The 11,591-nt window shown below is 27.9% G+C and carries 12 protein-coding genes; 3 read left to right on the top strand and 9 right to left on the bottom strand.

The window, feature by feature from the left end; genetic code table 4:
- Positions 1–30 precede the first annotated feature (30 nt).
- The 3 genes from metG to ACJHWB_RS01715 are packed head-to-tail and all read right to left on the bottom strand — an operon-like array spanning position 31 to position 3,314.
- Positions 31–1,560 carry a methionine--tRNA ligase gene (metG, locus tag ACJHWB_RS01725; RefSeq protein WP_483132785.1) on the bottom strand — a complete coding sequence of 510 codons (1,530 nt, stop codon included), beginning with the start codon at positions 1,558–1,560 and terminating at the stop codon, positions 31–33.
- Positions 1,553–2,317, bottom strand: coding sequence for a tRNA1(Val) (adenine(37)-N6)-methyltransferase (locus ACJHWB_RS01720; RefSeq protein ID WP_483132784.1), 765 nt, complete (start codon positions 2,315–2,317; stop codon positions 1,553–1,555). Before ACJHWB_RS01720 ends, metG begins: the two co-directional genes overlap by 8 nt.
- Complete coding sequence (locus tag ACJHWB_RS01715; protein ID WP_483132783.1) at positions 2,298–3,314, bottom strand: nicotinate phosphoribosyltransferase; 1,017 nt, start codon at positions 3,312–3,314, stop codon at positions 2,298–2,300. Before ACJHWB_RS01715 ends, ACJHWB_RS01720 begins: the two co-directional genes overlap by 20 nt.
- 356 nt (positions 3,315–3,670) lie before the next feature.
- Between ACJHWB_RS01715 and ACJHWB_RS01710 the strand changes: the two genes are divergently transcribed.
- From ACJHWB_RS01710 to ACJHWB_RS01700, 3 genes are read left to right on the top strand one after another with little or no spacing between them, the layout of a single operon-like run.
- Positions 3,671–4,111: a division/cell wall cluster transcriptional repressor MraZ gene (locus ACJHWB_RS01710; protein ID WP_483132782.1), complete on the top strand. Its 441-nt coding sequence runs from the start codon at positions 3,671–3,673 to the stop codon at positions 4,109–4,111.
- 1 nt (position 4,112) lies between these two features.
- Entirely contained in the window at positions 4,113–5,024 is a 912-nt protein-coding gene (rsmH, locus tag ACJHWB_RS01705) for a 16S rRNA (cytosine(1402)-N(4))-methyltransferase RsmH (RefSeq protein ID WP_483132781.1), read from the top strand.
- Positions 5,008–6,033 (top strand): FtsZ/tubulin family protein, encoded by a 1,026-nt coding sequence (locus ACJHWB_RS01700; RefSeq protein WP_483132780.1) that lies wholly within the window; start codon positions 5,008–5,010, stop codon positions 6,031–6,033. Before rsmH ends, ACJHWB_RS01700 begins: the two co-directional genes overlap by 17 nt.
- A gap of 98 nt (positions 6,034–6,131) precedes the next feature.
- Here ACJHWB_RS01700 and ACJHWB_RS01695 read toward each other — a convergent pair whose 3' ends face one another.
- The 6 genes from ACJHWB_RS01695 to ACJHWB_RS01670 are packed head-to-tail and all read right to left on the bottom strand — an operon-like array spanning position 6,132 to position 11,387.
- The gene (locus ACJHWB_RS01695; RefSeq protein WP_483132779.1) at positions 6,132–7,328 is read right to left on the bottom strand and encodes an oxidoreductase; all 1,197 of its coding nucleotides are present in this window, start codon (positions 7,326–7,328) and stop codon (positions 6,132–6,134) included.
- Positions 7,329–7,334: 6 nt separating this feature from the next.
- Positions 7,335–8,366 (bottom strand): lipoate--protein ligase, encoded by a 1,032-nt coding sequence (gene lplA / locus ACJHWB_RS01690; protein WP_483132778.1) that lies wholly within the window; start codon positions 8,364–8,366, stop codon positions 7,335–7,337.
- 1 nt (position 8,367) lies between these two features.
- Complete coding sequence (locus tag ACJHWB_RS01685) at positions 8,368–9,243, bottom strand: SIR2 family NAD-dependent protein deacylase (protein WP_483132816.1); 876 nt, start codon at positions 9,241–9,243, stop codon at positions 8,368–8,370.
- Entirely contained in the window at positions 9,215–9,547 is a 333-nt protein-coding gene (locus ACJHWB_RS01680; protein ID WP_483132777.1) for a glycine cleavage system H family protein, read from the bottom strand. The genes ACJHWB_RS01685 and ACJHWB_RS01680 overlap by 29 nt, the downstream gene beginning before the upstream one ends.
- A 14-nt stretch (positions 9,548–9,561) precedes the next feature.
- Positions 9,562–10,548, bottom strand: a complete 987-nt coding sequence (locus ACJHWB_RS01675) for an MsnO8 family LLM class oxidoreductase (RefSeq protein ID WP_483132776.1) — start codon at positions 10,546–10,548, stop codon at positions 9,562–9,564.
- 56 nt (positions 10,549–10,604) lie between these two features.
- On the bottom strand, positions 10,605–11,387 hold the full coding sequence (locus tag ACJHWB_RS01670) for an alpha/beta fold hydrolase (protein ID WP_483132775.1): 783 nt from the start codon (positions 11,385–11,387) through the stop codon (positions 10,605–10,607).
- Between the last annotated feature and the right edge of the window lie 204 nt (positions 11,388–11,591).

The raw sequence follows: 11,591 nt of genomic DNA, 5'->3' as shown, positions 1-11,591 counted from the left end.
TACCTTTTATTTTACAAAAAAAAGAAAAAATTATAATGTAATTCTTGGAAAAATAACAGATGATTTTATTATTTTTTGATTTGCAAATTTATTAAAATCAAGAATAAAATTGAGATTTATATCTAAATTAGCTAAAGTTTCAGCTACTTTTTGACTAACTTTTGGCATTACAACGCTAAACATCACATTTGTTGCATAAATTCCATTTAAAAGGGCAACTAAAATAGTGTTAAGTCTCACTTTATCCTCACAAGCTCACGGCTTTGCTAAATCAATATAAAGATTTAAGGATTTACCTAGATTAATAGCTACTTTCAAAGCTTTGTCAACCTCTAAATTATCAAATAACTGACTATACTCTTTTTGTGATTTTTCAATTTCACTATAAATATTTTTATCTATTTGTTCTAAAACATTGCTATTAAAAACTAAATTGCATTCTTGATTTTTATCTACAAGAGCAACTGTTCTACTAATTAAATTTCCAAAATTATTAGCTAAAGTAGCATTGTAGAAAAGGGTTAGATTGGTTTCATCAAAAATACCATCTTGGCCTAAAGGTATTTGAGTTGCAAAAAATAGCTTAATCACTTCAGAATCATATCTAGATAAAATATCTAATGGATCTATTACATTGCCCTTAGATTTAGACATTTTCCCTTCACTCGTAACTAATCAACCATGAGTAATAATGTTAGTTGGTAATTTGAAATCAAGTGCTTTTAAAAAAATTGGTCAGTAAATGCAATGGAAACGAGTTATTTCTTTCCCCACAACATGAACAATTTGTTCGCTTTCAACTCAATAACTATTATTTGGATCATTTTCAACTATATTTAATGCACTTACATAATTAAATAAAGCATCTAATCAAACATAAACGACATGTCTAGGGTCGATATCAGTTACAATACCTCAACTTTGCCGAGTTCTAGTAACAGACAGATTTTCAAGACCTTTTTCAATAAAATTTTTAATTAATTCATTTTTAATTTTGTCTTCGCTAATAAAATTAGGGTGTTTGGTTCAAAAATCAACTAATCAATCTTGCATTTTTTGCATATCAAAAAAGTATGATTCTTCTTCAATCTCTTCGACTTTTGCACCACTAACTGGGTGATAATAAGAATCATCCTTAAAAATAGCTTGCTTTGAGGTTAAAAATTCCTCATCACTAACTGAATAAAGGCCACGATAAAAGTCTTTATAAATGTAACCTTTTTCAACTAATTTGTTAAAAATTTGCTTTACAAATTTTTTGTGAGGTTCATTAGTTGTGCGAATAAAAAAGTCATAATCAATATCAAATTTCTTTCACAAATCAACAAACTTTGCTGATGTTTGATCCACAAAAGTTTGTGGATCAAGACCTGCTTTAGCAGCACTTTGAGCAATTTTTTGCCCATGCTCATCAGAACCTGTAAGCATTTTAGCATCATAACCTTGCAAACGTTTATAATTCCTAATTACTCACGCAATGGTAGTTGTGTAGAGGTGTCCAATGTGAAGGTTACCAGAAGCATAATAAATTGGAGTAGTTATATAAAATTTTTTAGCCATTTTTTACCTTTTTACAAATATAAAGTTTTTGAATTTCTTTTCGATATATGTGTTTAGTTTTATTTTTGGGGTGCAAATATAAAGTGGGAAGATAATGACCGCCCCACGAACTTGCAAACTCAGCTTGAACTAACACAAATTTAGGCGCTTCACCAAGGCGAGGCGCAACAAATTGAGTTTTTTTAGGTTCAAACTTGTAAAGTCTAAGCAATTCTAACAAATCAACATAGCGTTCAATTGGTAATACTACAACAAATCTTCCTTTTTGCTCCAAAATTTTACTAGCACCAATGATGAGTTGTTCGAGTGTTAGGTCAACTTCATAAATCGCCCTTTTGAGTTCTTCACTAACATTTTTAATAATTTTTGTCCCCATTTTGTAATAAGGAGGATTAGCAAAAACTAAATGATATTTAGCACCAACATTAGAATTGTGTTGTTTTCAGAAATCTTTAAAATCAGCTTCGATAACATTTATTTGGTCTTGTTTGTTATTTAAAAAAACATTTTCTTTTATTAGATCAATAGCTCTTTTATTAATTTCAATAGCATCTATTTTTAAATTCGAGTCTCTATGAGCTACAAAAATAGATAAAGCACCATTGTTAGCACCAACTTCACAAGCGCGTTTAATTTTTTTACCTAGATCAATAAAATTACCAAGCAAAATAGTGTCAACTGAGTAGTTGAACATCGTTTTGTCTTGCCAAATTTTTAAATCAGGATTATAACCTAAATTATTTAATACTTTTGTCATTTTCTCAATTAATTAATCGTTTATTTTCCTGATAATAACGACCAAATTTTGCTATTTTAGTGCCATTTAGCATTGTTGCATCGGCACTAAAATTATAACTTATTTTAGTCATAAATTCACCAACACCATAACTATCAACGGGAGTTTGTTGAGATTCAAAATAAGCTATTTTTTCAGCATCAAAACCAGATGAAACAATAATTTTTACATGTGTGCCATTATTTTGATCCAATGCTAAACGTAAATTTTTAATCAAATTTACACTCACCCCAAAATCTTCTGCTTTGGGATTAGAAAATGATTTGTCAGCAATGTTTGTAGATGTGTCTACTCGCACACCATAAAGGTTATTACCAAATTCAGCTAAAACTTTGAGTGAATCAGTAATAACATCATTATTAAAATCAACAAGTGCTATTAATTGATCTTGGGGGTACATTTGATAATAAACTTTACATGTAGCAACTATATCACCAGAAAAATTTTGTATCAAAGCATGAGGCATTGAACCAAAATTAGACATTAATTCTTTGCCATTTTGAGCAATAGAACTAAAAACTTTAATCCCGCCTACACGAGCAGCCTTACCATCAATTTCTTGAAGTAAATAGTGGTCTGTTCTATCAGCCATATAAATAACTTCTTTATTTTTTGCAGCTTTAACACATTCGTAAGCATTAGTGGCAATAGAAGTAGAACGAGCTAGAATACCATCAATAATTCCTTCATAAATACCAAATTCATGTAATGGACCTTCTAATTGCAAAACAACTTCTTTACTAGATATAAAACTACCTTCAGGTAAAAACGAAATTTTATATTTGCTTGTGTCAGTATTGTTTTTTAAAAATTCTAAAGCCTCATTAATACCTGCTAAAACGGCAAATTCTTTTCTTTGAAAAAATTGCAACACAACAATGTTGTTTGGGTTGTTTTTTGCGACTATTTTTTCTGTTTTAAAAAAATAGTCTGCTACAAATCTATTAATTTTTGTCATTTCAAACTACTTATCAATTATTTTATAAGCCTTTTTTATATAAATATAAATTATAGTTTATTATCACAAAAACATTCTCAAATTATTCGACTTAATTGAATTTATATTTTGTAAATTTCAAGCCTGAATGATTATTTGCGCATTTTTAATCATTTAATTTATTTATTACAAAAATTTTCAAATTAATTAGTTAATTAATTTAACTACTTTATATAAATAAATCAAAAACATCTATGGCATTAAATTCTTTATTTATAAAACAAATAAGGTTTACAAAAAAAAAAAAAAAAAAACTTTTTTTGAGCACAAAAAATAAAAAAGTGTATAATTGTGGGTGATAGTGGTAAAGAGTGAATATGTTTGGTACTATTTTAAGAATTTTAGATGAAAAGAATAGAATTGTGTTACCACCTAATTTTCGTGAAAAAATTGGCGAACAATTTTATTTATCAATTAACTTAGAACAAATTCTTGAATTACGTAGTAAACCTAACTTTGATGCACTTGCTGAAAAATTGAATCAAAAAAATTTTTTAGAAAAAAGTTTTAGAGATTTTACAAGATATTTTTTCGGTAATACAGTTAAAGTTACTCTCGATAGTCAAGGTCGCTTTTTAATTCCTAAAAATCTTCTTGATCTAGCTGCTATCGAAAAACAGCTTTATTTAGTTGGTGTTGGTAAAAAAATCGAAATCTGACCCAAACATCGTTATGAAGCTTTTAATAGCTTTTTTACTGATAAAGAAAATGTTGCTAAATTAGAAGAGAAATTAATTGAATCAGGAGTGGAATTATAATATGCACATTCCAGTTTTACTTAATGAACTAATTGAACAGCTAGATATCAATCCAGATGGCATTTATGTCGATCTCACTCTCGGGCGAGGTGGACACTCAGCCGCCATTTTAAAAAAATTAACCTCTGGTAAATTAATTGTTTTTGACAAAGATCAACAAGCAATAGAAGCTAGCAAAAACAAGTTACTTGCAATTTCAAAAAATGTTATTTTTATTTGATCAGATTTTGCTAATTTTAAAAATCGCATGGATGAATTAGGAATTAGCAAAGTTGATGGTATTATTGCTGATTTAGGTGTTAGTTCACCACAAATCGACAATGCTGAACGAGGTTTTTCTTATCGTTTTGACTCTCGCATTGATATGCGAATGGATCAAAACCAATCACTTGATGCTCATCAAATTATCAACAGTTATAGTGAGCAGCAATTAGTTGAAATTTTAGTTAATTATGGCGAAATTCAACCAGCACGTAAAATCGCCAAAGCTATTATTTCCAATAGACCTATAAATACTACACTTGAAGTTGTAAAAATTGTGCGTAATTGTTTATCTCCAATGTTGTTAGCTCGCAAAAATTTAGTAAAAAATGTTTTTCAAGCATTGCGAATTGCGGTTAATGGCGAACTAGATGCTTTGCAATCGTTATTATTTTGTTTCCTTTCATTTTTAAAGCCGGGCGGAAAGTTTGCAGTAATTACATTTCATTCGCTTGAAGATAAACTTGTTAAGTTTAGTTTCAAAAAGTTACTTGATCAAAATAAAACACCTTTTTTTATCAAAGATGAACCTTATTGTTTAGTTAAAACTATTTGACCAACTTCTAAAGAAGTTGAATCAAACCCCAGATCTAAAAGTGCTAAATTACGAATTTTGACAAAATTAAAGGATGAAAATGAAAGAAAAATTTAGTGAAATTATGCTAATGGGATTAGGTAGTTTTGGAGTGCAAACTGTAAAAAGAATGCCTCAGAGTAATTTTTCAAAGTTTTACATTAATATCAAAAATGAGATGATAGAACAATTTCACTTTGATGAAAGTATCATTTTAGATAGTGAAGGTTTTGGATATGATAGCAATTTAGCATACCAAGTGGTTTTAGACCACAAGGATGAAATTAAATCTAAGCTCACAAATGTTAAGTTTTTATTTTTATTAAGTGGGCTTGGAGGAGCAACTGGTTCTGGAGCGGTTTGTGCTTTAGCAGAAATAGCGAAAGAATTAGGAATTATTGTTGTTGCAGTGATAACAACCCCATCTGATATCGAAGCAAAAATTAAACATGAAAATAGTAAAGCAGCTCTTGATTTTATAACCGAAAAAGTTGATTCTATAGTCACAATATCTTTTGAGGACATTTCAAAAATGTATCAAGAATTTCGTTTTGTTGATTTAAATAAATATGTAAACAACAAACTTCAAGATATTGTTGATGTAATAACTGATATAGTAATTTTACCCAACTGTGTCATTCCAATTAACCCTTCACTTATGAAATCTGTTCTTACAAGCGGCAAATTCTTATATATAAGTCAAGCACTAGCAACAGGTGATAGTAGTAAACATGGTCGCTCTAAAAGAGTAGTAAAAGACTTGTTTGAAAAGAAGACTAGTGCCTCTGAGTGAGAAGATTGTAATGAAATGCTTATTTTAATAAGTGCTTCTGAAGAAATCGCTCAATTTGAAATCAATGAAATTATAACTTCAATTAAGTCTAAATTTCATGATGACAAAAACATTAATTATTCATTTGGTTTGTTGAGACAAAACGAACTAGCTAATGATATAAAAGTTGGTTTAATAGCAAGTAAAAAACACTATAGCCAAGAAAAAAAAGTAGATTATAGTTTAGATACTTCAACTAAAATTGAAGAATTTGACTTTAAAGATATTGACGATTTTGATTTTGATATTGATTAAAACTAAAAAATAGTTATTCAAGGAATTACAAAGACTCGATGATGTTTCGAAATTTGGTGGTTGTTATTAATTGAATAAATTTTATAAAATAAAACCTCTTAATTGAGGTTTTTTTTATTTTCTTTTTCACTTTGAGCATTTTTAGCCAAAACTTCTTCAGCTTTATTAGGTAAGGACTTACCAAAAGTAAAATAACTGAAAATATTTTGAAAAGCCTGTGGTGGGATGCATAAATCTTTCAACTTATTTTCTGTAATGCTCAAATCAATATCTGTTTTACCTTTTTCTAAATTTCAAGCAAATTCTGGATTTGCTACAAAGGCTGAGGAAATACCAATTAAGTCAGCGTGCAAACTAGCTTGTTTAATTTTTTCAGCATTATTGATAGAACCGCTAATGATAAGTGGAATTCTACGGTCTAAATATTCATAAACAACTTTAGAAATTAGTTGATCGTAATAAATGCCTTTAGAACGTACTTTGTTTAAAAAAACACTTCTACCTCAACTAGCAATTGCCAAATAAGATAATTTTATTTTTTTAGCAAAAATTATTTCAAAAAGTTGAATAAAATCTTCAATAGTATAACCAAGATCATCACCTCGAGTTTCCTCAGGTGTGAAGCGAAAACCTAAAATAAAATCTGAAGTTGCAAATTCTTCAATTATTTTAGAAACTCCTTCTAATATTTCTAAAATAAATCGAGATCGATTTTCTATAGAACTACAATCGTATTCATCATTTCTTTTGTTATAAAAACAAGAAAAAAATTGTTGCGGCAACAGTTTTTGAGCACAAGAAATTTCCACACCATCAAAACCCGCTTTAATGGCTCGTTTAGTAGCGCTTTTGTAATCTTGAATAATTTGATAAATTTGTGGTTTAGTTAACTCTAAAACATTGTGGGGTTTTGGGAATTCCAGGGTATTTTCACTAACTCCATATGTATGTCCGAGTTCGTTTAATGTAGCTAGTGAATGAGAACCTGCGTGAATTAATTGTGCAACAGCAAGTTTTTTTTTATGTTTCATTGCGCTTGCTAATTTAGATAAACCATCTATAAATTTATCATCACTGATGGCAATTCCGTAATCAAAAAGTTTACCATTTTCACTAACATAAAGTCCACCTGTGATTGTTAGTGGTGCAGAATGAGCACGCCGAGTTGCAAAATTTATATCAGCTAAATTTACAAACCCTTTTTGACTTAAATTTAAATTAATTGGACATGCTACAAATCTATTTTCAAGAAAATGGTTACCTAAATAAAAAGGTTTAAAAGTTTTTTTATTCATAATTTATTAAGACAAAATTACATCAATAATTTGTTGTATTGTGATTTTAGTGAAAAATAAATTTTCCAAATTTATTTTTTCAAGCGCTTGTTGCAGTTCTTTTTGTTCTAATTTGCAGCCAATCAAAGTTTTCTCTAAATTTTCAAGTGATTCTTTAACAAAAAAATCACCACTAATTTTAACTTTTGAAATTTTAAAGTTTTCAATTTCAAAAGAAAAATTAATTGTTCCAATGTCTAAACGAGCATCCCGATTATAAGAATATGCTGGACTAGTGCCAAAAGTTCAATCTCAATTTTTATACTTGTCTTTAACCAATTCATCAATTTGATTTCAATCACGATCAGTTAATTTGTATTTTCTAAAACCTTTAGGAAGATTATTTTGTAAAAATTTTTTTAAAATTAAATCTTTAAATTCAAAAGCATTTAAATTAGCAAATTCTGGCTTGAAATAATCTTTTAACTTAGCAACCCGTTGGCGGACTGATGTAATACCTTTGGCTTCAATTTTTTTACGATTAGGTTTCAAAGATTTTTCCAAACTATCAAAATCAATATCATATAATAGTGAAAAACCTGCATAAATTCTATTACCTGTCAAAGACATAGCAGCACCAGAGACTTTTTTACCATCAATGACAAGATCGTTTTTACCGCTAAATCCGACATTTTTAGCACCTAAATCTTGCAAAATTTTTACAAAAGGAGCATATAATTCCTCATAGTTTGAAAGTAATGATGGTTGTTTTTGATAAGGTACTGAAAAACAAAAGTTGGCTGCCAAATCATCAATATAAATAGCTCCTCCCCCTGTATCACGGCGTACAATTTGAAGATTATTTGATTCTAAAAAATCAAAATTTACTTCTAATTCAGGATTTTGAAAATAACCTATTTGAACATGAGGATCACAAATATATGGAAAAACTATTGTCTCATCTAGATCAAGTTGCTTTATTGCTCAATATTGTATCGCAAGTAAATAAGCTCCATCTTTTATTCACTCACCATTTCTAATTGGTTCAATTAAAATCATTTTAACCTCTAAGCTTTCACATTTTTTCAATCAATTGTGCAATATCTTGATTAAATATTTTGCTTTGTTGTTTAATATTTTCTGATAAATGATAATTTTTTGAATTTAAAACTACATATTTAGCTTTAGGATTATCAACTGTCATTTGTCAAAAAGGTCATTTAATCAGTTGTGGTGTAGTATAACCTACTCCAATTTCTAAAAAAACAACTTTTTTATCTTTATTTTCTTGTAAAAATTTTTCATATTTTTCTTTTTGCAAGAAAAAATTTTCATCTTCCACCATACCCTTAAAAGCAATTCTTTTGTTAACTTCTAAAAAAGCATCACAATTTGGACACTTGGGAATCAAAGCAGAATCAACAAGCATATCCTTTTGATTTTCAACCATATCTTTAATTAAATCATTCTTTTGATACAATTTATTTAGGCACATTTGTGAACATTGCAGCAAATCATATTTCCCTTGAATATAAAAAATTTTATTTTCATCAAAATCGTTAACTTGTAAACTATTATCAGAATTTGTTGTAATGATAAAATAATTATGTTTGTCAAGAATTTCTTTTAAATTTAAAAACAGAGAACTTTTTGGTAAATCAAAACAATTTAATTTAATAAAACGGCTATGAAATGCTCAATAAGTTTGCCAATTAGGGTAGTCAAAAAGTGATGCTTGAAGCATATCTAGCAAATTATATTTTTTGATAAAATCAGCAAAATGTTGTTCAAATCTAGATCCAGAATAACCAATATTTGCTGCGCTAGTTAGTCCTGCCCCAATTCCAACAACTACTGCATCGGATTGATTTAACAAATCTAAAATTTCCTGAGCAGACTGATCTAAATTAGAAGTTGGGCAAGCTATTGAATTCATTTTCATCTACACTAGTTAATTTAATAATTCAATTTTTTCCAGAATCTGGAGAGTTAAGTAATTTTGGATTGGAAATTGCATCTCGATTGATTTCAACCACTTGTCCAGCTAAAGGTGTTTTAATAGATAGAACTGTTTTAGAAGCTTCTATTTTAAGTATCTCATCATTTTTTATCACATTTGATTTATTTGTAAAATGAACAAAACCTACAGTTCCTACATCATCTTGTAGTTCCGCACTCATTGAAATTGTAAAAATATTATCATGTTTTTCAATTATTAAAAAGTTAGCAATTTTTTTCATAGGTTATCCTTTTTTTATTTTTTTAATTTATAAATTTTAGCAATTTCTTCAAGAGTTGAGACTCGATTCGCATGAGTTTGACCAAAAGGTACAATCATCATCTCCTCTAATTTCAATTCATTACTAAAATAATCGATTTGTTCTTTAATTTTATCAGTATCACCAACTATAATTTTACTTCTATGAAAAGCAAAACTGGCAATTTCTTCCTTAGTAAATATTAAATTTTCAATTTGTTTAAAACTTGGTATAGTTTCAAATTCGTTGAAAAAGTTTCGACCCAAAAGATAGGTGTCCATAATCTGTAAGTATTGTTGGATTTGTTTAAAATCTGTTAGATAGTTTACGAAAATCGCAAAAGAAACTCGTCCAGTTGAGTTATGTAATTTTTTATAGGTTTTTCTATAAATTTCAATACATTTTTTAGCATTAGCAAAATCTGGGAATAAAAAATAACCATAAATTAAACCATATTTATGTTTTGCTGCATATTTAGCAGTTTTTTCCGAAGTTATTAACAAAAATAATTGATTTTCTTGAGTATTTTTAGGTATTAAATCCAAATTTTGACTTTTATTGTTTATTAATATCGATTTTATTTGAGAAATTTTAGAATAAAATGTTCTTTTACTGAAATTATTTATTTTAAACTCTTTTTGCCCAGGTGGAGTACCATGATTTGAAGCTAACCCATAATAGCAACGTTCTGGATAAAAGGTGTTAAAAGTTGAAATCGTTTCAGCTATAGCAAAAGGTTGGTTATAATGTACCAAAAATCCAGCAAAACCCACTTTAATTGTGTTAGTGTTTTCCAAAATTTTGGTAGCCAAAATTGTTGGTTGAGAAATACATAATGATTTAACACTATGATGTTGCGTAAGTCAAAAACTAGAAAAACCTAGTTTTTCAGAAATTTTTGCAAGTTTTACACTATTGAGATGACTTTGTTGAAAACTAGAGTCATAGTCTACAATACCATAATCTAAAATAGAAATTTTCATAACTAGTTTAAGTTTAGTTTGTTTTTTATTGATTAATTTTGTTTTTTAATAGTAAATTAACGAATAAATTTATCAAAAACTTTAACAAAATCCTCTTTATTTTCTGTATAAATTAAATGACCTGTTCTTGGGATGACCTCAATTTCAATATGAGGAATTACACTTTTATAATAAGCTATATTTTCTTCTTTTAAAACAATTCCATCATTTTCGCCTAGAATCAATAATGCTGGACAACTTACTTGTTTTAATCCTTCATCAATTTTATTCATAATATAATCTTGAGGTAATGTCATTCCTAAAGCAACAATGTTGTCATTATTGTGATATTCATAATCAAAAGTACTTGTTGCTCATTCAAGTCATTTTGGATCCTTGTATTTTTCTTTATCATATTCATAAATGGTCATAAAATCTAACATTTGTTGTGGTGTTTTTGGGAAAAATTTATCCTTAAACAACTGGGCCAAAGGCATATTCGCCTTGTTCATCGGTCCTATAAAGACAATTTTTTTAATTAGCTCAGGGATTAATTTATACACTAATGCAGCATTACCAGCTCCCATAGAATGACCAACTAAAATTACATCTTTAAGATCGAGTGCTTTAATAAAACGCACTAACTCATAAGCATAGTACTCCATATTTAATTGGTGTGGCATTGCGGGTGTTAAATTACATCCTGGTAAAGTAAATGAAAAATAATTAACATTTAAATCTAAGACAGCAGATCAAAAAACATTATGATTCGAATTAAAGCCATGACAAAACACAATGTTAATTTTATTATTTTTGTTAAAATTGATTACATAAGGGTAATCTCAAGTAAATTTATTCATATTTTTTTCCTTTTATTAATTTGTTTTTTATAAAATAAATCATGTTTATTAATTTAAATTATACTAATTTTAAAATAAAAAATAAAAGTATTTTTAGGTCTTTTCTTAAAAATATCATAAATTAATAAATTTAAATAATAAAATATTTGTATTCATTATTTCATTTTAAAAAAAGTTTTATAAAAAAAAAAAAAAAAAAAAAGA

Source organism: Mesomycoplasma sp., assembly GCF_056854695.1.
This window is presented reverse-complemented; position numbering and strand designations above follow the sequence as displayed.